Origin of the sequence: Microbacterium kribbense (genome assembly GCF_039537285.1) — a bacterium.
Lineage (GTDB): Bacteria > Actinomycetota > Actinomycetes > Actinomycetales > Microbacteriaceae > Microbacterium > Microbacterium kribbense.
In genome coordinates, this window is sequence record NZ_BAABAF010000007.1 from 18,826 (window position 1) to 39,770 (window position 20,945).

The window sequence follows — 20,945 nt, forward strand, 5'->3', positions numbered from 1 at the left end:
CATCGGGTGCCCTTCATCCAACAGCCCGCTATATGCATGCGTGAGCATATTGGTGCGGGCTCGGTGTCGACTCTCAAACGCTTATGCGTCGGCTCGACGCGGCACTCCCGCGCGGAACCCGCAGCGGGCGGCGTCAGCCGGCCGCCCGCGCCGGCGCGGCGGCGGCCGGCTGCGGCCAGAGCTGGTCGAGCAGCCGACCCACCCAGGCGATGAGGTCGGCATCCGCGAGGCGCTCGCCCGACGCAGTCGGCAGCGGCACGACGACGGCTTCGCCGCTGGCCACGAGCTTGGCCTTCGGGTGCAGCCGCTGCAGGCGCACCCGCATCGAGTCGGGCAGGTGCGCGGGGGCCAGCCTCAGGTTCGGCCCCATCGCCACGACGTCGGCCAGCCCCGCCTGGGCGGCGCGGCGGCGCAGCCGGGCCACCGCCAGCAGGCCTTCGGCCTCGGCCGGCAGCTCACCGTACCGATCGCGCAGCTCGTCGACGACCAGATCGATCGCGTCGTCCTTGGCAGCGGCGGATGCCGCGGCCGACAGCTTCTGGTATGCCTCCAGGCGCAGGCGCTCGCTGTCGATGTAGGTCGGGGGGATCCGCGCCTGCACCGGCAGCTCCAGCCGCAGCTCGGCGGGCCCCTCGGTGTCCTCGCCGCGGAACGCCGAGACGGCCTCTCCGATCATCCGCAGGTAGAGGTCGAAGCCGACGCCGGCGATGTGCCCGGCCTGCTCGGCGCCCAGTAGGTTGCCGGCGCCGCGGATCTCGAGGTCCTTCAGAGCGACCTGCATGCCCGACCCGAGCTCATTGTTGACCGCGATGGTCTCGAGCCGGTCGGCCGCGGTCTCGCTCAGCGGCTTGTTCTCGTCGTACATGAAGTACGCGTAGGCGCGCTCGCGACCGCGCCCCACCCGGCCGCGCAGCTGGTGCAGCTGCGACAGCCCGTACTTGTCGGCGCGGTCGATCACGATCGTGTTGGCGTTGGAGATGTCCAGTCCGGTCTCGATGATGGTGGTGCACACCAGCACGTCGGCACGGCGCTCCCAGAAGTCATCCACCACACGCTCGAGCTGGCCCTCCCCCATCTGCCCGTGCGCGACGGCGATGCGCGCCTCGGGCACGAGCTCGGCCAGCTGGGCAGCCACCCGCTGGATCGAGGAGACCCGGTTGTGCACGTAGAAGACCTGGCCCTCGCGCAGCAGCTCGCGTCGGATCGCCGCCGCGATCTGCTTCTCGTTGCGCGGACCCACGTAGGAGAGGATCGGATGCCGGTCCTCGGGCGGGGTCTGCAGCGTGGACATCTCGCGGATGCCGGTGACGGCCATCTCGAGCGTGCGCGGGATCGGCGTCGCGCTCATCGCGAGGATGTCGACGTTGGTCTTCAGCTTCTTCAGCGCGTCCTTGTGCTCGACCCCGAAGCGCTGCTCCTCGTCCACGATCAGCAGCCCGAGGTCCTTGAACACGACCTTCTCGGTGAGGATCCGGTGCGTGCCGATGACCATGTCGACGGTGCCGTCCAGCAGACCCGCCAGCGTCTCGCGCACGTGCTTGTCGTTCTGGAAGCGCGAGAGCGGCCGGACTTTGACCGGGAATCCCGCGAACCGCTCGGTGAACGTCTCGAGGTGCTGCTTGACCAGCAGCGTGGTCGGCACCAGCATGGCGACCTGCTTGCCATCCTGGATGGCCTTGAACGCCGCGCGCACGGCGACCTCGGTCTTGCCGAAGCCGACATCGCCCGACAGCAGCCGGTCCATCGGGATCGGCTTCTCCATGTCGGCCTTGATCTCATCGACGGTGTGCAGCTGATCGGGGGTCTCGGCGAACGGGAACGCCTCTTCCAACTCGCGCTGCCAGGGCGAATCCGGCCCGAACGCGTACCCCTTCGACGCCATCCGCGCCGAATACAGCTTGACCAGCTCGACGGCGATGTCGCGCACGGCCTTGCGGGCGCGGCCCTTGGCCTGCGACCAGTCGCTGCCGCCCATCTTCGACAGTGCCGGCGCCTCGCCGCCGACATAGCGTGAGAGCAGGTCGAGCTGGTCGGTGGGCACGTAGAGCTTGTCGCCGGGGTATCCGCGCCGGCTCGGCGCGTACTCGAGCACCAGGTACTCGCGCGTGCTCTTGACCGGATGGCGCCCGCCGCTGGAGACCTCGCGCTGGGTCAGCTCGACGAACTTGCCGATGCCGTGCGTGGCGTGCACGACGTGATCGCCCGCCTTCAGCTGCAGCGGGTCGACGACGCTGCGCCGCCGCGAGGCGAGCTTGCGCACGACCCGCGAGTCGGCGCCGATGGTGCGGCCGTAGAACTCTGATTCGGTGAGCACCGCGAGCCGGGCGGCTGCGGACTCGAAGCCGCGCTCCAGGCTCGCCACCACGACGTGCGCCACGCCGGGCTCGGGCACCGTGAGCACCTCGTCCACGCGCCGGGCGGCGATGCCGCGCTCGGCGAGCACGTCACGCGCGCGGTCGGCCAGGCCCGGGCCGGACGCCGTCACGACCACCCGGTAGCCGTCGGCCAGCAGCTGCCCGACATGCTCCGTCGCGCCCTCGATGTTGCCCTGGAACGAGGGCACCGCGCGCCCGTCGACGCGCACCGCGTCGGTGTCGCCGTCGGTGTCGATCAGACCCTCGGAGAGGGCGTCGGCCGCACCCGAATCGAAGGGGCTGAGAGTCCACCACACGCCGCCGGCGGCACGGGCGACCTCGTGCAGCGCGGGCAGGGTGAGGAAGTCCCCCGCCCCGAGGTCGATCGGCGACCGCGCGCCGGCGGTGGCGGCGCTCCACGCCGCGTCGAGGAACTCGCGGTTGGTCTCGGCCAGGGTCATCGCGCGGGTCACCGCCCGCTCCGGGTCCACCAGCGCCACGGCGGCGGCATCCGGCAGATAGTCCACGAGCGTGACCAGATCGTCCACGAGCGCCGGTGTCAGCGACTCCATGCCCTCGGCCGGGATCCCCGCGGCCATCTTCTCGAGCATGCCGCGCAGTCCCGGCAGCCGATCGGCCAGTCCCGCCGCCCGGGAGCGCACGTCGTCGCTCAGCAGCAGTTCGCGGCTGGGCAGCAGCTCGACGGCGGCGACCTCACCCGGCAGGCTGCGCTGGTCGGCGACCGAGAACGCGCGGATCTGATCGACCTCGTCACCGAAGAACTCGACGCGATACGGGTGGTCGGCATCGGGCGGGAAGACATCGACGATGCCGCCGCGGACGGCGAACTCGCCGCGGCGCGAGACCATGTCCACGCGCAGGTAGGCGCGCTCGACCAGCCGCGTGCTGAGCACGGTCAGGTCATGGCCGCGGCCGCCCTCGGCCAGCACGATCGGCGCGATCTGCGCGAGCCCCGGCGCCAGCGGCTGCAGCGCGCCGCGCACCGAGGCGGTGATCACCAGCGGGCCGCGGGTGTCGGGGTCGGCACCGGACCATTCGTGGATGCGCCGCAGCACGTCCAGGCGGCGCCCGACGGTCTCGGCACTCGGGCTCAGCCGTTCGTGCGGCAGGGTCTCCCACGCCGGGAAGTGCAGCACGCTCGACCCGGGCAGCAGCGCCTGCAGCGCCGGCCCGATGGCGTCGGCGCGGCGCCCGGTCGGGGTGATCACCAGCAGCGCGGCGGGGTGGCCGGCGAGCCGGCGCCGCTCCACAAGCGCGGCCAGGATCGGAGCATCCAGGCCCTCGACCAGCGCGAGATCGGTGTCGACGGAGGCCGCGGCCAGGGTGTCGGAGACGGCTTCGGCCTGCGCGAGGGCGCGCGCGATCCCGGGAACTGTCACTGAAGGATTCTATGGCCGATCACGGCACCTCGGCGCACGAGGCGTCAGTCGCGCGGGGCGTGGTAGCGCTGCTGGGCGGCGGTCAGGCCCTCGCCGATCAGCAGTTCGACCGCATCGGCGGCGTCGGCCAGCAGCACCGGCAGCGCGCGGCGATCGGCGGCGCTGAACGGGCTCAGCACCCAGTCCGCGGCATCCTGCCGCCCCGCCGGGCGCCCGATGCCCACCCGCACCCGAGCGAACTCGGGCGAGCCCAGGGCCTGGGCGACATCGCGCACGCCGTTGTGGCCGCCGTGCCCACCGCCGGCCTTCAGGCGCAGCGAGTCGAACGGGATGTCGAGCTCGTCGTGCACGATCACGATGTGCGCCGGGTCGACGTGATAGAACCGGGCAAGATCCGCCACCGGCCCGCCCGAGACGTTCATGAACGAGTTGAGCTTGGCCAGCACGATCTTCGCCCCGCCGGGGCGCAGCCAGCCCTCGGCCACGCGGGCACCGGCCTTGTGCGTCTTGAACTTCTCGCCGCGCCGGTCGGCGAGCAGGTCGACGACCATCTGCCCGACGTTGTGCCGGGTCAACTCGTATTGCGGGCCTGGATTGCCCAGGCCCACAACCAGCCAGGTCTGCGCCATGGCCTATTCTGCGGCGTCCTCCACGACGGCGGCGGTCTCGGCGGTCTCGGCCTCGTCGGTCTCGTCGATGCCGGCGGCCGGGATCGAGATCGCGACCATCAGCAGGTCGGCCTCGTCGCTGAGCACGGCCCCCTTGGGCAGCACGACATCGGCGGCGGTGATGCGCGCGCCGTCGTCCAGACCCGTGACGTCCACCTCGACGTGCTGGGGGATGTGCGTGGCCTCGACCTGGAGCTTGATGGTGACCGCATCCAGGTTGACGATGGTGCCGGCGACCGGCTCGCCGACGACGACGATCGGGACCTCGACGTGCACCTTCTCGCCCTTCTTGACCACGAGCAGGTCGACGTGCTCGATGATCTGCCGCACCGGGTCGCGCTGCACGTCCTTGACCAGGGTGAGCTGCTGCGTGCCGCCCACCTCGAGGTCCAGCAGCGCGTTGGCGCGACGCAGCAGCAGGGACAGCTGGTGGCCCGGCAGCGCCACGTGCACCGGGTCGGTGCCGTGGCCGTAGATGACCGCGGGGACCTTGCCCGCCGCGCGCAGGCGCCGGGCGAAGCCCTTGCCGAAGTTCTCGCGCAGCTCGGCGTGGACGTTGGTGTCGTCAGACATGTTCTCTCCTTGCGGAACCGACGACGTGTCGGTTCTGATGTATCGGGGTTCTTGTTCGACTCGAACGCACACGCGTGAGGAAAGCCGCCAGGCCGGCATCACCGCGTCGATCACGGATGCTGCGCGACCCGGCCTGCTGCGGCCGGCACGCGGCATCCCTCGCCGAAGTTGCGGACCGAGTCTATCAGTCGCCCGCTAACATGGAGACGACGTCTGACCCCGACCGCCAGGAGGCACCCATGAACGCACAGATCGCCTCAGACCTGGTGCTGGCGTATGTCGGGCTCGTCGTGGTGCTGGGTGTGGCCGGTGTCGCTGTCTCGTTCTTCTTCCTGGGCCGTCAGAACTACCGCGACCGCTGATCGGCCACACGTCGGCCGCACGCTGCCGCAGACTCTAGGCTGGTGGGGTCATTCCCCCACAGCAAGGAGCGCGCCGTGACCGAGTCGACCGATCAGAACACCGCGAACATCGGCGTCGTCGGATTGGCGGTGATGGGCTCCAATCTCGCCCGCAACCTCGCCAGCCGCACCGGCAACACCGTCGCCGTGTACAATCGCACCCGCGCCAAGACCGACGAGCTGCTGGCCGCCCACCCCGAGGCCGGCTTCGTGCCCGCCTTCTCGTACGCCGAGTTCGCCGCCTCGCTGAGCACGCCCCGCACGGCCATCATCATGGTCAAGGCCGGCGCGCCCACCGACGCCGTCATCGATGACCTGCTGGCCGTCTTCGAGCCGGGCGACATCATCGTCGACGGCGGCAACGCGCTGTTCCACGACACGATCCGCCGCGAGCAGGCCGTGCGCAGCACCGGCGTCAACTTCGTCGGCATGGGCGTCTCGGGCGGCGAGGAGGGCGCGCTGCTGGGCCCCTCGCTGATGCCCGGCGGCTCGGACGAGTCGTGGGTCACACTCGGCCCGATCCTGCAGAGCATCGCCGCAGTGGCCGAGGACGAGCCATGCGTCACGCACATCGGCCACGACGGCGCCGGGCACTTCGTGAAGATGGTGCACAACGGCATCGAATACGCCGACATGCAGCTGATCGCCGAGGCCTATGACCTGATCCGCCGCGGCACGGGGAAGACGCCGGCCGAGATCGCGGACGTGTTCGCCCAGTGGAACGCCGGAGAGCTGGACTCCTACCTGATCGAGATCACCGCCGAGGTGCTCCGGCAGACGGATGCCGCCACCGGCGCACCGCTGGTGGACGTCATCGTCGACCAGGCCGGTGCCAAGGGCACCGGCGGCTGGACCGTGCAGACGGCCATCGACTTGGGCGTGCCGGTCTCGGGCATCGCCGAGGCCGTGTTCGCTCGCTCGCTGTCCAGCCACCCGGAGCAGCGCGCCGTGTCGGCGGGGTTGCCGGGGCCCGCGCCGAAGGCCGCGGTGGACGACGTCGACGCATTCATCGAAGACGTGCGCCTGGCGCTGTTCGCCTCGAAGATCGTCGCGTACTCGCAGGGCTTCGACGAGATCCGTGCCGGCGCGGCGGCGTACGACTGGAACATCGACCTGGGTGCGGTCGCGAAGATCTGGCGCGGCGGCTGCATCATCCGCGCGCAGTTCCTCAACCGCATCTCGGACGCGTATGCGGCCGAGCCCGATCTGGCGGTGCTTCTGACCGCGCCGTTCTTCGTGGACGCGCTCACCCGCGCCCAGGATGCCTGGCGCAGCGTCGTGGCCGCTGCGGCGGCGTCCGGCATCCCGTCACCGGCGTTCTCCTCGTCGCTGGCCTACTACGACGGCCTGCGCGCCGACCGGCTGCCGGCCTCGCTCATCCAGGGCCAGCGCGACTTCTTCGGTGCGCACACCTACCGGCGCACCGACCGGGAGGGCACCTTCCACACGCTGTGGTCGGCGGACCGCTCCGAGGTCTCGGCGCAGGACACGCACTGAGCCGGCGCACCGGCGCGCTGCGCGTGCAGCGCGGGCTGGCCCGCCTCGTGCTGGCCGCGCTGACAGCCGGCTATCTGTTCGGAGTGGGCTGGCTGACCCTGCGCACGAGGCCCTACGGAGCCGACATCGCCAGCGGGATCGACCTGCTGCTGCGCTGGTTCGCCCGGCATCAGTCCACGGCGTGGATCACGTTCGACCGCGTCGAATTCGCCGCCAACGTCGCGATGTTCATTCCGCTGGGCGTGCTCGCCGTGCTGTGGTTCGGCGTGCGCGGCTGGTGGACCGCGCCGGTGCTGGGCGCCCTGGTCAGCACCGCCATCGAGACCACGCAGGCGCTCGCGCTGTCCACCCGCGTCCCCGACCTGCGCGACGTCGTCGCGAACACCGGCGGCGCGGTGATCGGCATGCTGCTGATGCTGCTGCTCGCGTTCCTGCTCGCACCGCGGAGAACGCGATTCACAGACGCGACATAGGCTACGCCATAGCAACCTCACAGTGTTCTGACGAGAATCGAGGCATGACCATGACAGCTTCCAGCACATCGCTGCACCGAGCGGATGGGACGGCCCCTCGCGTCCTCGTGGTAGACGACGAGCAGATGCTCACCGACCTGCTGTCGATGGCGCTGCACATGGAAGGCTGGGACGTGCACACCGCGGCATCCGGGTTCGAGGCGCTGCAGGCGGCGCGCGATTACGGTCCCGATGCGGTCGTGCTCGACATCATGATGCCCGATCTGGACGGCATGAGCGTGCTGCAGCGACTGCGCCACAGCGGCAACAACGTGCCGGTGCTGTTCCTGACCGCCAAGGACTCGGTCGGTGACCGGGTCGCAGGCCTGACCGCCGGTGGCGACGATTATGTCACCAAGCCGTTCAGCCTCGAAGAGGTCGTGGCACGCCTGCGCGGCCTGATGCGCCGGGCCGGTACGGCGCAGTCCGTGGAGGCCGAGCCGATCCTGCGAGTGGGCGACCTGTCGCTGAACGAGGACAGCCACGAGGTCGAGCGCGCCGGGCGGGAGATCGAACTGACCGCCACCGAATTCGAGCTGCTGCGCTATCTGATGCGCAATCAACGCCGCGTCGTCTCGAAGGCACAGATCCTCGACCGGGTGTGGAACTACGACTTCGGCGGCCGCTCCAGCGTCGTCGAACTGTACATCTCGTATCTGCGCAAGAAGATCGACCAGGGCGAGGAGGCCCTGATCCACACCGTGCGCGGCGTCGGATACATGATCAAAGCGCCTCAGTGAGCTCGCCCGCAGCGCCCCAGCCGTCCCCGCGGCATCCGCTGAGCCTGCAGACCCGGCTGATGGCGACGGTGATCGCCATCGTGGCGCTGATCCTGGCGGCGGTCGCTATCGCCTCCAGTGCGATTCTGGGCGGCATCCTGCAGCAGAACCTCGACAACAAGGTACAGCAGGCCACCAGTGCCGTGCTGCCCGCCCTGCCGCGCCCGGGTCTTGCCGCCGGCACGCTGCTGGCCTTCCAGACGCTCGAGCAGTCGCCGCACCAGCCCGGATTCCTGCTCGTGGTCCGCACCGCCGGCGGTGTGCCCGACGGCGCGTACATCAACGAGGACGGCGGGGTCAGCCAGCTCACTTCGCGCCAGGTCGAGCAGGTCGTGGCCAGCCTGCAGCACTCCGCCACCGCGACCGTGTCGGTGGAGAACCTGGGCGCGTACCACATGCGGTCCGGTGCGGTCGGCAGCGCGTACGCCCTGGCCGGCGGGCTGCCGCTGAGCGAGGTCAACGAGACGATCGCGCAGATCCTCACCACCGTCGTGCTGGTGACCCTGGGCGGTCTGCTGCTGTTGGCGGCGGCGATCGCCGTGGTCATCCGGCGCGGACTGCAGCCGCTGCGCGCTGTCGCCGACACCGCGACCCGGGTCGCGGCGCTGCCGATGGCGCAGGGCGATGTGTCGATCATGGAGCGGGTGCCGGCCGAAGAGGCCGACCAGCGCACCGAGATCGGCCAGGTCGGTGCGGCGCTGAACACGCTGCTGGACCACGTCGGCGCCTCGCTGCAGGCCCGCCAGCACAACGAGGAGCGGATGCGCAGCTTCGTCGCCGACGCCAGCCACGAGCTGCGCACCCCGCTGGCGTCGATCCGCGGCTATTCGGAGCTGTCGCTGCGCGACCGGAGTCTGGATCCGAACACGGAGCAGTCGCTGCAGCGCATCCAGGCCCAGTCGCTGCGGATGACCGCGCTGGTCGAGGACCTGCTGCTGCTGGCGCGGCTGGACGAGGGGCAGGAGCTCGTGTTCGGCGCCGTCGATCTGACCCGGCTGGCCGTCGAATCGGTCGGCGACGCCCGCGCGGCGGGCATGGACCACCACTGGATGGTCGACGTCGGCGAGCACCCGGTGATCGTCGCCGGCGACACCGCGCGGCTGCACCAGGTGGTGGCCAATCTGCTGGCCAACGCGCGCACGCACACCCCCGCCGGGACCGTGGTGACCACCACCGTGACCCGCGCGGGCGACGACGCGGTGCTGCGGGTGCACGACGACGGCCCGGGCATCGACCCGTCGGTGTCGGCCGAGCTGTTCGAACGGTTCGCGCGGGCCGACCGCTCGCGCGCCCGCAACACCGGCGGCACGGGCCTGGGGCTGTCGATCGCCCGTGCGATCATGCTGGCCCACCACGGCACGATCACGGTGCGCAGCGAGCCGGGCGACACGACCTTCGAGGTGCGGATGCCGGCACGGCCGGCCGATCCGGCGCCGGTCAGTAGCCGCTGAACGCGTCGGTCGTGATCGACCGGGCCTTTTCCAGCGCCGGTGCCAGGTCGGCGATCAGCCCGGCCGGGCCCGAGACGTAGGCGTGCCGGGTCGCGATGTCGGGGACCGCGCTCTGCAGGCCGGCGGCATCCAACCGCATGCCGCGCGCCCATCGCCACGAGGGCGCGAGGTCGGCCGGCTCGTCGCGGGTGAAGGCGATCACCGGCACGCCGGCAGCCTCGAGGTCGGGCCGGAAGGCGAGCTCGGCGGCCTCGGGCGCGACGTAGACCATGACGATGTCGCGCTGCTGCCCGGTGGCGGCCAGGTGCCGCAGCTGCGCGACGAACGGCGTCACGCCGATGCCGGCGGCCACCATCAGGATGCGGCTGCCCGCCTGCCGGGGCAGCACGAAATCGCCCCACACGCCGGTGACGGCCAGGCTCTGCCCGGGCTCGACGGCCGCGAGCGCCTTCTTGTAGCTGGACTGTGGCTTGCGCGCGGCCTGTCCGCCGCCCTCGCGGAAGGCGATCCGCACCAGCGGCTGGTCTTCGGGCGCCGAGGCGATGCTGAATTCACGCCGTGTGCCGCGGGCATCGGGATGCCGGTGCGGCACGTCCAGCTCGAGGAACTGGCCGGGCAGGAACGCCAGCGGCCGCCGAGCGCGGAAGGTCAGCACCCGCACCGTCGCGGTGAGCTGCTCTCGGCCCTGGAACACCAGCCGCACCGCGGTGCGCACCGTGAACGCGAACGCGATCGCGTTGCCCACCAGCAGCGCGCGCTCCTGTCCGAGCCCGACCGGGAAGCTGCCGAACAACGGGGCCCAGCCCACCAGGACGCCGACCACCGCCGCGACCACCATCTGCTGCCAGCGGCGCGGGGGCAGGGTCAGCGGCTCCGAGAGCATGAACGCCCCGAGGAACAGCAGCGGCGACGACCACAGCTGGTCCCACACGAGTGAGGGCACGTCGGCCACGACGCCCTGCTGCTGGTAGGCGATCGCGACGCTGACCACGCCGACGACCAGCGCCGTCACGGCGAACAGCGCGATCACGCGCAGCTTCTCGGTGCGCCACAGCACCACGATCCCCAGCAGCAGCACGATCGGGCCGAACACCGGCGTGCCGACCCACCACGACGAGGTGCCCAGCCCGTAGACCCCGCTGATCGCGGTGATCAGGGTCAGCACGGTGGCGCCGGCCGCGGCCGGGTTGAAGAGGTGCCGGCCGCGCCAGGCCAGCAGATATTTCGACGCCGAGGCCACGGCGCCGCCGATCGCGATGCCGGCCAGTCCCGCCGGGTCGATGCTCGGGCGCAGCACGAACAGCAGGATGGCGGCGGTGATCAGCGATGACTCCAGCCGCCAGGGCAGCTTCAGCAGCCGCTGGGCCGCGGCATCCACCGCGGCGCACACCACCGCCAGCACCGCCGCCGTAGCCAGCAGCTCGTACCACTGCGGGCCGGCCAGGCCCGCGAACGACAGCAGCAGTGCGATCGCGGCCAGCAGCGCCAGCGCCAGCAGCGTCAGGCGGTACATCGAGATCTTGCCCAGCACCGCGAACCCGCGGGTGAAGCCGGCTGTCAGTGCCCGCAGCACAGCGGCGCGCTCAGGCGGCGCCGTCGAACATGCTCGTCACCGAGCCGTCGACGAACACCTCATGGATCGCGCGCGCCAGCAGCGGCGCGATCGGCTGAATGGTCAGGCCCGGGAACACCTTGTCGGCCGGCACGGGGATCGTGTCGGTCACGACGACCTCGTCGATGGCATCCTGCTGCAGGCGCTGCGTGGCCGGGTCGGAGAACACGGCGTGCGTGGCGGCGACGATGACCCGCTCGGCGCCGTTGGCCTTCAGCGCCTCGGCCGCCTTCAGAATCGTGCCGCCGGTGTCGATCATGTCGTCCACCAGCAGGCACACGCGGCCGCGCACCCGACCGACGATCTCGTTGACGGTGACCTGGTTGGCGACCTTCGGGTCGCGTCGCTTGTGGATGATCGCCAGCGGCGCGCCGAGGCTGTCCGACCACTGGTCGGCCACGCGCACCCGGCCGGTGTCGGGCGAGACCACCGTGAGGTTGTCGCGGTCGGCGGCGCTGAGGGTGCGCTTGAAGTAGTCCAGCAGCACGGGCTGGGCGAACAGGTGGTCGACCGGGCCGTCGAAGAAGCCCTGGATCTGTGCGGCGTGCAGATCCACGCTCATCACGCGGTCGGCGCCGGCGGTCTTGAGCAGATCGGCGACCAGCCGCGCGCTGATCGGCTCGCGCCCGCGGCCCTTCTTGTCCTGCCGTGAATAGGGGTAGTAGGGCGCGACGACGGTGATCCGCTTGGCGGAGGCGCGCTTTGCCGCATCCAGCATGATGAGCAGTTCCATCAGCCACTCGTTCACCGGCGGCCCGAACGACTGGATCAGGAACACGTCGCAGCCGCGGACCGAGACCTCGAAGCGGGTGAGGATCTCGCCCGACGCGAACGTGCGGTACTCGGTCGGCACCAGCTCGGTGCCCAGTGCCGTGGCGACGTCTTCGGCGAGGATGCGATGCGAACGGCCGGAGGCGACGACCAGCCGCTTCTTCGTCTTGGCGATCAGCCCTGGAGCGACCCCGCGCTCACGATCGAGATCAACCTTCTTGTCCTTGTGACTCATCGCCTGCCTTCTGTGCAGACCGCGCGTGACCCGCGACATCCGCCGCTGCCGTGCCCGGTCGATTCTGCTCGACCCACCCCTCGATGTTGCGCTGAGGTGCCACGCTCAGCGCCAGGGCTCCCGCAGGCACATCCTTTCGGATGACTGCCCCCGCCCCGGTCTTCGCGCCATCTCCGATCCTAACGGGCGCGACGAAGACGTTGTGCGAGCCGGAATGCACCTGGTCGCCGATGACGGTGCGGTGCTTGGTGATGTCGTCGTAGTTGGCCGTGATCGCGCCCGCGCCCAGGTTCACGCCCGACCCGATCGTGGTGTCGCCTATGTACGACAGGTGCGGCACCTTGCTGCCGGCGCCGATCGTGGCGTTCTTGGTCTCGACGAAGGTGCCGATCTTGCCGTGCTCGGCGAGGTAGGTGCCCGGGCGCAGGTACGCGAACGGCCCCACCGTCGCATCGGCGCCGATCACCGCGAGCGTGGCATCGGTGCGGCGCACGGTGGCGCGCTCCCCCACCTCGCAGTCGACCAGGCTGGTGTCGGGACCGATGACGGCGTCGACGCCGACGGTGCTGGCGCGCAGGATCTGGGTGCCCGGCAGGAGGGTGACATCCTCGGCGAGGGTCGCGGTGACGTCGATCCAGGTGGTGGCCGGGTCCAGGACCGTGACGCCGGCCAGCTGCCAGCGGCGCACAGTGCGCGCGTTCAGGACGCGTGCGGCCTCGCCCAGCTGCACGCGATCGTTCACGCCCAGGGCAGCGGCGGCGTCCGGCGCCGGCAGCGCCTGCACGCGCTCCCGCTGCGCACACAGCAGTGCCACGACGTCGGTGAGGTACATCTCGCCCTGCGCGTTGTCGGTGCCGATGGCGGGCAGCTGGGCCCGCAGCGCGTCGACGCGGAACACGTACACGCCGGCGTTGATCTCGGCGACGGCGGCTTCCTGTGCCGAGGCATCCTTCTGCTCGACGATGCGCAGCACGTCGCCGGCGTCGTCGCGGATCACGCGGCCGTAGCCGGTCGCGTCGGCCGGGGTCGCGCTGAGCAGCGTCGCGGCCGCACCGGTGGTGCGGTGCGCGGTCAGCAGCGCGGTCAGCGTGGCCTCCTCCAGCAGCGGCACGTCGCCGCTGAGCACGAGCACGTCGCCGGCGAAGGCACCCAGGGCCTCGACGGCCACCTGCACGGCGCGGCCGGTGCCCGGGATCTCGTCCTGGTCGACGACGCGGGCGAATGGTGCCGCATCCACGACCGCGGCCCCGACCAGCTCGCGTTCGTGGCGCACCACGACGACCGTCTCGACGGGGCCCAACGCACCGGCGGTGGCCAGCACGTGCGCCACCAGCGCGCGGCCGCCGATCTGGTGCAGCACTTTCGGCAGCGACGACTTCATGCGCGTGCCCGCCCCGGCGGCGAGCACGACCACGGCAAGGGACAGATCCGAATTGTGCGACATGCTCCGCCGCCAGGATTCGAACCTAGACCTAACAGCTCCAAAGGCTGTCGTGCTGCCATTACACCACGGCGGATCGGCCGGGCTCATCACCAGGTCGTCGCGTCAAGTCTGCCAGATTCTCACAGGGCCGATAATGAAGGGGTGACTCCGAAGACCGACGAAGTCGACCGCATCGTGCAGGCCTGGGTCTCACAGCGGCCCGATCTGGATTTCTCACCGCTCGAGGTGCTCTCCCGGGTCGACCGGCTCTCCAAGCACCTCGACCGTGCCCGGCGCGAGGCGTTCCGCCGCAGCGAGCTGGAGCCGTGGGAGTGGGACGTGCTGTCCGCCCTGCGTCGGGCGGGCGAGCCGTTCACGCTGACGCCGAAACAGCTGCTGCTGCAGACCCTGGTCTCCAGCGGCACCATGACCAACCGGATCGACCGGCTCGTGAGCCGCCGGCTCGTGCACCGGGAGGCGGACCCGGGTGACGGGCGCAGCATCCTGGTCATTCTCAGCCCGGACGGCAAGACGCGGGTGGACGCCGCGATCACGCGCCTGGTGGATGCCGAGGCCGCACTGCTGGCGCACCTGGCGCGCACCGACCGGGAGCGACTGGCGGCCCTGCTGCGCAAGCTGAGCCTGGAGTTCGACCTGTAGCGGCTACTCGAACACCGGCGCGCGCGGGGCCATCCGGCTCGATGGCAGCCAGCCCACCTCGGCGCCCCGATCGAAGAAGTGCCGGAACGCATACACCAGCGGATGCCACGCGGTCGGCTCGATCTCATCGGTGCCCGCGCGCACGATCGACCGGTCGGCGTGCACCCGCACCACCTCGGCCTCCACCATGAAGTAGCTGCCCGCGACGCCCGGCGTCATCCGGCGCACGACGGCCTCGAACTGCAGCAGGCACTCGGCCACCCGCGGCGCCGCGACCAGGTCGGAGGGCTGCGGTGTCAACCCCGCCGCAGCGAACTTGTCCTTCTCGTGCCGATAGCGGTCGGCCTTGGCCTCGGGCACCGGATCGCGCCCGGTCAGACGCGACAGCCGCACCAGCGCGGGCCACAGCGGCGGGGACGGGAAGTTCACCACAATGCCGCTGCGTTCGGCCATGTTCAGCGCCGTCTGCCCATCGGATTCGATGCCCAGCACCAGCATGTCCCCCAGCGCCCAAGAGCTGGATGCCGCCGCCAGGTTCGCCGTGCCGTCGGGGTTGACCGAGGTGACCAGGTAGGCCGGGGTGCCCACGTACAGGACGTTCGGGTGGGCGATCACGTGTGGGTCGGGGGCGGCGACGGCATCCGAGGCGGCATCCGACGTTTCCGGCAGGGGCGAGAGCCAGCGGCCGTCCACCCGCTGCAGCGGCGTCGCGGCGATCACGGCGGCTCCCCCGTCGCGCATCAGCACGGAGCGGATGCGGGCGCCGTGCGGCGGCGCGGGCTCGATCTGCACGCCGTCGGCGCGCAGCGCGTCGGGGTCGACCGTGACGAGGGTCAGTGGCAGGTCGAGGTCGCGGTAGCGGGTGTCCAAGACCTCCTGCACGCCTTCGGCGGTGCTCGCCCGCAGGTATCCGCCGGGTTCGTACGCCACCCCGCGGGTGGCCGCGTCGTACTCGCCGATCATCTCGCTCTGATCCCAGTCGTCGGTGATGGCAACGTGATACGGCGGTCGAGCGGTCATGATCCGAAATTATCAGCCTGCCACCCGGCCTGGCCGGTTCGTGACGTCCACGCCCGCTTGCTGCGCCGGAGGCCGCGGAGCGTCCACGCCTACCTGAGCTCTCGCGCCCGCGCCCACGCCCGCGCCCACAGCGGGCGGCCTGCCGCCGAGAACGCGCAAACTGCGAGTTACCGGCGCATTGCACGCGGTTCGTGCAGTCTCGGCGGGGTCCAGGCGCTGCGCATCATGGCCGGAACCCGCACTGCACGCCCCGGAGCGCCCGCACCGCCTCGCCCCGCGCGACCCACCCCCCGCGGCGGCATGATGGAGGGGTGGACGATTCCGACCCGATGCCGCCGCCTGTCGAAGGCGGCGACCCGGCGTGCTGGCTGCCGAGCCTGTGCGCGAACTGCGGCGCCATGATCGAAGGCCCGCCCGGAACCGCGTGCTGGCGCTGCGGCGGCACCCGGCGCGAGGGCGACGACTGAGCTCTGCCACAGCCGCGTGGCCTAGCCTGGATGGGCTATGGCACATCTTCTCGGGGCGCAGGCCCTGCACCTGGAGTTCCCCACCCGGATCGTCTTCGATTCGATCAGCCTGGGCGTCGGCGAAGGCGACCGGATCGGCATCGTCGGGCGCAACGGCGACGGCAAGTCGAGCCTGCTGGCCATGCTCACCGGCAGCCTCCAGCCCGGCTCCGGCCAGGTGACGGTGCGTGGCGGCGTGCGCATCGGCGTGCTCGAGCAGCAGGACACCTTGGACGATGGCGAGACCGTCGGCCACACCATCGTCGGCGACACCCCCGAGTACCAGTGGGCCGGCGACGCGCGCACCCGCGACGTCATCGCGGGGCTGGTCGCCGACCTGCCCTGGGACGACCGGGTCGGCACCCTCTCGGGCGGCCAGCGGCGCCGGGTCGCGCTGGCGGCCCTGCTCGCGCAGGACCTCGACGTGATCGCCCTGGACGAGCCCACCAACCACCTCGACGTCGAAGGCATCGCGTGGCTGGCCCGGCACATGAAGACGCGGTGGCCCGCGAACGCGGGGGCACTGCTGGTGGTCACGCACGACCGGTGGTTCCTCGACGAGGTGTGCACCGACACATGGGAGGTGCACGACCGTGTGGTCGAGCCGTTCGAGGGCGGCTACGCGGCCTACATCCTGCAGCGCGTCGAGCGCGACCGCCAGGCCGCCGCCACCGAGGCGCGCCGGCAGAACCTCGCCCGCCGCGAGCTGGCCTGGCTGCGCCGCGGCGCGCCCGCCCGTACGGCCAAGCCGAAATTCCGCATCGAGGCGGCGAACGAGCTGATCGCCGACGTGCCGCCGCTGCGTGACACCGTGGCGCTGCAGTCGCTGGCGACGGCGCGGCTGGGCAAGGATGTCGTGGACCTGCTGGATGCCTCGGTGGCCTACCCAGATCCCGACACGGGAGCCGCGCGCGAAGTGCTGCATTCCGTGCAGTGGCGGATCGCCCCCGGCGAGCGCACCGGCATCCTCGGCGTCAACGGTGCGGGCAAGTCCACCCTGCTGGGCCTGGTGGACGGCACCGTGGCCGCGACCGGTGGCCGCGTCAAGCGCGGCAAGACCGTGCAGGTCGCGGCGCTGTCGCAGCAGATGGACGAGCTCGACGTGCACCGCGACAAGCCGGTGCGTGTCGTGCTGGAGACGCTTCGCACGACCTACTCGTTCGGCACCGGGTCGAAGGCCACCGAGCTCACCCCCGGCCAGCTGCTGGAGCGGATGGGCTTTTCCAGCACCCAGCTGTCCACCCCGGTCAAGGACCTCTCCGGCGGTCAGAAGCGCCGATTGCAGCTGCTGCTGGTGCTGCTGACCCAGCCGAATGTGCTGATCCTGGACGAGCCGACCAACGACCTCGACACCGACATGCTCGCGGCGATGGAGGAACTCCTGGATTCGTGGCCGGGCACCCTGCTGGTGGTCTCGCACGACCGGTACTTCCTCGAACGGGTCACCGATCAGCAGTACGCCATCCTGGACGGCCGCTTCCGGCATCTGCCCGGCGGCGTGGACGAGTACCTGCGCCTGCGCGCCGCGCAGCGGGCGTCGGGCCACGCATCACAGCGAACGGATGCCGCAGCCGGCACGGCTGCCGCCCCCGCCGCATCCGAGTCCGCACTGGCCGGCGCCGACCGGCGCACCGCCGAGAAGGAGCTGTCGGCGATCGACCGGCGGCTGCGCAAGGTCGCTCAGCAGCTCGCCGCGGTGGACGCGAAGCTCGCCGACGCGCACGACGACTACCCGACGCTGCTGACGCTGCAGGGTGAACGGGACGGGCTCACCGCCGAGACGGCGGGGCTGGAAGATCGCTGGCTGGAGCTGTCCGAGGCCCTCGAGGCCTGAGCCGGCGCGGACCGGTCACCCGCCCGCGCCGGCCGCGCCTCACTTCAGCCCGTTGTCGGCCAGGAACTTCTTCGCGATGTCGGCAGCCGACTTCTGATCGACCGTGTTCTCGACGTTCATCTCGACCAGCGCCGCCGGAGTCAGTTTGGCCTGCACGGCGTTGATGACGTCGGCGACCTTCGACTCGATGGCCGTGCTGACCACCGGCACGATGTTGGAGGACAGCAGCATCGCCTTCGGGTCGGTGAGCACGACCAGGTCGTCGGTCTTGATGCGCGGATCCGACGTGAACACGTCTGCCACGTTGATGGTGCCCGCCTGCAGGTCTTCGACCGTGGTGTCACCGGTGGCCTTGAACCCGATGTCGATGCCGTAGATCGACTTCAGTCCCTTCGGGCCGTAGGGCCGGTCGGCCAGCTCGGGGTTGCCGCCCAGCGTCAGCGGATCGGTGACCTTGGCCAGGTCGGCGATCGAGGCCAGGTGCCACTTGTCGGCGAAGGCCTTGGTCACCGTGTAGGAGTCCTGGTCGGTGGCGGTGGCCATCTCCAGCACGGACAGGCCCGACGGCAGCGCCTTCTTCAGCGCCGCGTACACGCCTTGCGGGTCGGTCTCGGTGGCCGACTTGTCGAAGAACTGCAGCAGGTTGCCGGTGTATTCCGGGAACAGCTGGATCTCACCGCTTTCGATCGCCGGCATGTAGGCGGCGCGCTGGCCGATGTTGAACTTGCGCTCGACCTGCATGCCCGCGCCTTCCAGCGCCTGCGCGTAGGTCTCGGCGATGATCTGGTTCGACGGGTAGGACTGCGATCCGACGACGATGGGTGCGGAGCTGTCGCCGCTGGGCGTGCCGGCGGCGGACGGTGTCAGCGGATTGCTGGATGCGCATCCTGCCAGCACAAGCGCCGCGCCGACGATCGCGGCCAGGGCCGCAATGGTCTTTTTCGCAGTGGTCATGGTCCTTCTCTTTCTCTTGGGGGTCTGGTTCGGGTGGTTGGGCGGGTTCAGGCGGATCGGGCGAGCAGGCGCTCTGCCGCTCGACGCTGGCGGCGAGCCGGCACGGTGCGCATCCCGCGCGGCACGCTCGCGCGCTGCAGCAGCGCGAACACGCCGTCGAGGATCAGGGCGAGGGCCGCCACCAGGATCGCACCGGCCAGCACCATGTCCAGGCGCCGCAGCGGGATGCCGGCCAGGATGTACTGGCCGAGCCCGCCGATGCCGACGTAGGCGGCGATCGTGACGGTGGCCACCACCTGCAGCACCGCAGATCGGATGCCGGCCACCAGCAGCGGCAGCCCCAGCGGCACCTCGATGCGCCACAGCACCTGCCACTCGGTCATGCCCATCGCCCGGCCGGCGCCGACCACCTCGCGGTCGATCGTCTCCAGGCCGGAATAGGCACCCGCAAGGATCGACGGGATGCCGAGGATCACGAACGTGAGCACGGCCGCCTCCGGCTTGTGCAGCACACCCATCAGCAGCACCAGCAGGATGAACAGGCCGAACGAGGGGACCGCGCGCGCGGCGCCGGAGATGGCGACGGCGATGTCGCGACCACGACCGGTGTGCCCGATCAGCCAGCCGATCGGCACGGCGATAGCGGCCGCGATCAGCACCGAGACGGCGGTGAAGGCGAGGTGGACCCACACGGCGGTCAGAATCGGGTCGGTGCCGGACAGGTCACCGGAGAAGATCCATCGGATGGCGTCGATGAAGAAGTTCACGCGATCGCCTCCTGCCGGCTGAGCGCGTGGCCGTGCACGCGCCGCGGTGCGCGCGCCCAGGGCATCAGCATCCGGCCCAGCAGCACCAGCAGCAGGTCGATGATCAGCGCGATCACCACGACGGCGACGATCCCGGCGAGCACCTCGGCGATGATGCGCCGCTGCAGGCCGTTGGTGAACAGGAAGCCGAGGTTGGTCACGCCGATCAGGATGCCGACGGTTGCCAGCGCGACGGTGCTGGCGGCCATCACCCGCAGGCCCGCGAGCACGACCGGGCCGGACAGCGGGAACTCGACCGTGAACAGCCGGCGCACCGGTCCGTAGCCCATCGCCACCGACGCCAGGCGCACGTTCTCATCGACGGAGTCGAGCCCGTCTGCGACCGACCGCACCATCAGCGCGACGGCATAGACGGTCAGTGCGACGATGAGGTTGATGTCGCTGATGTAGCTGACCCCGAGGATCACCGGCAGCAGCGCCAGCAGCGCCAGTGACGGGATCGTGTACAGCAGCCCGGTGATCACCAGCACCGGGCCGCGCAGCAGCCGGTAACGCCACGCGACCCAGCCCAGCGGCACCGAGATCACGAAGCCGAGCACGATCGGGATGATGCTCTGCCGCAGGTGCTCTGCGGACAGCTGCAGGATCAGCCCGATGTTGTCGGCGACCCAGCTCACCCGGGCTCCCCCTCGGCGATCAGCGCTCCCTGCGTGCGGCCCTGCCCGTCGACGACGACGGTGCCGCGCGGCGTCTGTTTCAGGTGCAGTGCGCGCGCGCCGCGCTGGGCACCGATGAAGCTTGCTACGAATTCGGAGGCCGGGGCCTCGATGATCTCGCTGGGACTGCCCACCTGCGCGATATGCGCGCCGACCTGCAGGATGACGACCTGATCGCCCAGCAGGAAGGCCTCTTCGATGTCGTGCGTGACGAAGACGATGGTCTTGCCGATCTCGACCTGCAGCCGGATCAGCTCCTGCTGCAGGTCGGCGCGCACGATCGGGTCGACGGCGCCGAACGGCTCATCCATCAGGAGGATGTTCGGATCGGCGGCCAGGCCCCGGGCGACTCCGACGCGCTGCTGCTGCCCGCCGGAGAGCTGGCTGGGGTAGCGGCGTGCCATCTGCTGGTCCAGGCCCACGGTGACCATGAGTTCGCGCGCGCGCGCCCGGGCCTGCGTCTTCTTCACGCCCTGCAGCACCGGTACCGTGGCGATGTTGTCTTCGACGGTCAGATGCGGCAGCAGGCCGGAGTTCTGCATCACGTAGCCGATGCCGCGGCGCAACTGCACCGCCGAGGTCGCGGCGATGTCTTCGCCGTCGATGGCGATCACGCCGCTGGTGGGATCGACCATCCGGTTTATCATGCGCAGCAGCGTCGTCTTGCCGCAGCCGCTGGAGCCGACGAACACCGTCGTCTTGTGCGCCGGGATGACCAGACTGAAGTCTTCGACCGCGCGGGTGCCGTCGAAGAACTGCTTCGAGACGCCACGGAACTCGATCACCCCGGGCTCCGTTCGTCGCGTCGGGCG

The 20,945-nt window shown here is 70.8% G+C and carries 19 protein-coding genes and 1 tRNA gene; 8 read left to right on the plus strand and 12 right to left on the minus strand.

The features are described from left to right. Positions 1-133 precede the first annotated feature (133 nt). From mfd to ABD705_RS09560, 3 genes are read right to left on the minus strand one after another with little or no spacing between them, the layout of a single operon-like run. Complete coding sequence (gene mfd / locus ABD705_RS09550) at positions 134-3,754, minus strand: transcription-repair coupling factor (protein WP_344782935.1); 3,621 nt, start codon at positions 3,752-3,754, stop codon at positions 134-136. A 44-nt stretch (positions 3,755-3,798) separates the two neighbouring features. Beyond that, entirely contained in the window at positions 3,799-4,383 is a 585-nt protein-coding gene (gene pth, locus ABD705_RS09555) for an aminoacyl-tRNA hydrolase (RefSeq protein WP_344782937.1), read from the minus strand. 3 nt (positions 4,384-4,386) lie between these two features. After that, positions 4,387-4,995: a 50S ribosomal protein L25/general stress protein Ctc gene (locus tag ABD705_RS09560; RefSeq protein ID WP_344782939.1), complete on the minus strand. Its 609-nt coding sequence runs from the start codon at positions 4,993-4,995 to the stop codon at positions 4,387-4,389. A 239-nt stretch (positions 4,996-5,234) separates the two neighbouring features. Between ABD705_RS09560 and ABD705_RS09565 the strand changes: the two genes are divergently transcribed. From ABD705_RS09565 to ABD705_RS09585, 5 genes are all read left to right on the plus strand, one after another. Next, positions 5,235-5,357, plus strand: a complete 123-nt coding sequence (locus ABD705_RS09565) for a hypothetical protein (RefSeq protein ID WP_344782941.1) — start codon at positions 5,235-5,237, stop codon at positions 5,355-5,357. 75 nt (positions 5,358-5,432) lie between these two features. Next, positions 5,433-6,893 carry an NADP-dependent phosphogluconate dehydrogenase gene (gene gndA, locus ABD705_RS09570; protein ID WP_344782943.1) on the plus strand — a complete coding sequence of 487 codons (1,461 nt, stop codon included), beginning with the start codon at positions 5,433-5,435 and terminating at the stop codon, positions 6,891-6,893. Beyond that, a complete protein-coding gene (locus ABD705_RS09575; protein WP_344782945.1) occupies positions 6,848-7,366 on the plus strand; it encodes a VanZ family protein in 519 nt (172 codons plus the stop codon). The genes gndA and ABD705_RS09575 overlap by 46 nt, the downstream gene beginning before the upstream one ends. A 44-nt stretch (positions 7,367-7,410) precedes the next feature. After that, entirely contained in the window at positions 7,411-8,145 is a 735-nt protein-coding gene (locus ABD705_RS09580) for a response regulator transcription factor (RefSeq protein WP_344782947.1), read from the plus strand. Continuing rightward, the gene (locus tag ABD705_RS09585) at positions 8,142-9,635 is read left to right on the plus strand and encodes a sensor histidine kinase (protein ID WP_344782949.1); all 1,494 of its coding nucleotides are present in this window, start codon (positions 8,142-8,144) and stop codon (positions 9,633-9,635) included. The genes ABD705_RS09580 and ABD705_RS09585 overlap by 4 nt, the downstream gene beginning before the upstream one ends. Here the strand turns inward: ABD705_RS09585 and ABD705_RS09590 are convergent. The 4 genes from ABD705_RS09590 to ABD705_RS09605 all read right to left on the minus strand — a co-directional run bounded on the left by ABD705_RS09590 (position 9,622) and on the right by ABD705_RS09605 (position 13,770). Then, a complete protein-coding gene (locus ABD705_RS09590) occupies positions 9,622-11,208 on the minus strand; it encodes an FAD-dependent oxidoreductase (protein ID WP_344782951.1) in 1,587 nt (528 codons plus the stop codon). The two genes, ABD705_RS09585 and ABD705_RS09590, sit on opposite strands and share 14 nt — an antisense overlap. A gap of 10 nt (positions 11,209-11,218) precedes the next feature. Continuing rightward, positions 11,219-12,253: a ribose-phosphate diphosphokinase gene (locus ABD705_RS09595; RefSeq protein ID WP_344782953.1), complete on the minus strand. Its 1,035-nt coding sequence runs from the start codon at positions 12,251-12,253 to the stop codon at positions 11,219-11,221. Further along, positions 12,228-13,697, minus strand: a complete 1,470-nt coding sequence (gene glmU, locus ABD705_RS09600; protein ID WP_344782955.1) for a bifunctional UDP-N-acetylglucosamine diphosphorylase/glucosamine-1-phosphate N-acetyltransferase GlmU — start codon at positions 13,695-13,697, stop codon at positions 12,228-12,230. Before glmU ends, ABD705_RS09595 begins: the two co-directional genes overlap by 26 nt. 1 nt (position 13,698) lies before the next feature. Further along, a tRNA-Gln gene (locus tag ABD705_RS09605) sits at positions 13,699-13,770 on the minus strand. 68 nt (positions 13,771-13,838) lie between these two features. On the opposite strand from ABD705_RS09605, the gene ABD705_RS09610 reads away from it, so the two are divergent. Next, the gene (locus ABD705_RS09610; RefSeq protein ID WP_344782957.1) at positions 13,839-14,336 is read left to right on the plus strand and encodes a MarR family winged helix-turn-helix transcriptional regulator; all 498 of its coding nucleotides are present in this window, start codon (positions 13,839-13,841) and stop codon (positions 14,334-14,336) included. 3 nt (positions 14,337-14,339) lie between these two features. On the opposite strand, the gene ABD705_RS09615 is transcribed toward ABD705_RS09610, so the two are convergent. Continuing rightward, positions 14,340-15,356, minus strand: a complete 1,017-nt coding sequence (locus ABD705_RS09615; protein ID WP_344782959.1) for a flavin reductase — start codon at positions 15,354-15,356, stop codon at positions 14,340-14,342. Positions 15,357-15,667: 311 nt separating this feature from the next. On the opposite strand from ABD705_RS09615, the gene ABD705_RS09620 reads away from it, so the two are divergent. Further along, positions 15,668-15,823, plus strand: coding sequence for a hypothetical protein (locus ABD705_RS09620; RefSeq protein WP_344782961.1), 156 nt, complete (start codon positions 15,668-15,670; stop codon positions 15,821-15,823). A gap of 37 nt (positions 15,824-15,860) precedes the next feature. Then, the gene (locus ABD705_RS09625) at positions 15,861-17,696 is read left to right on the plus strand and encodes an ABC-F family ATP-binding cassette domain-containing protein (protein ID WP_344782963.1); all 1,836 of its coding nucleotides are present in this window, start codon (positions 15,861-15,863) and stop codon (positions 17,694-17,696) included. A gap of 39 nt (positions 17,697-17,735) precedes the next feature. On the opposite strand, the gene ABD705_RS09630 is transcribed toward ABD705_RS09625, so the two are convergent. From ABD705_RS09630 to ABD705_RS09645, 4 genes are read right to left on the minus strand one after another with little or no spacing between them, the layout of a single operon-like run. Beyond that, complete coding sequence (locus ABD705_RS09630; RefSeq protein ID WP_344782965.1) at positions 17,736-18,650, minus strand: ABC transporter substrate-binding protein; 915 nt, start codon at positions 18,648-18,650, stop codon at positions 17,736-17,738. Positions 18,651-18,697: 47 nt separating this feature from the next. Continuing rightward, positions 18,698-19,417 carry an ABC transporter permease gene (locus ABD705_RS09635; RefSeq protein ID WP_344782967.1) on the minus strand — a complete coding sequence of 240 codons (720 nt, stop codon included), beginning with the start codon at positions 19,415-19,417 and terminating at the stop codon, positions 18,698-18,700. Next, complete coding sequence (locus ABD705_RS09640; protein ID WP_344782969.1) at positions 19,414-20,094, minus strand: ABC transporter permease; 681 nt, start codon at positions 20,092-20,094, stop codon at positions 19,414-19,416. Before ABD705_RS09640 ends, ABD705_RS09635 begins: the two co-directional genes overlap by 4 nt. Continuing rightward, complete coding sequence (locus ABD705_RS09645) at positions 20,091-20,918, minus strand: ABC transporter ATP-binding protein (RefSeq protein WP_344782971.1); 828 nt, start codon at positions 20,916-20,918, stop codon at positions 20,091-20,093. Before ABD705_RS09645 ends, ABD705_RS09640 begins: the two co-directional genes overlap by 4 nt. Positions 20,919-20,945: the final 27 nt, after the last annotated feature.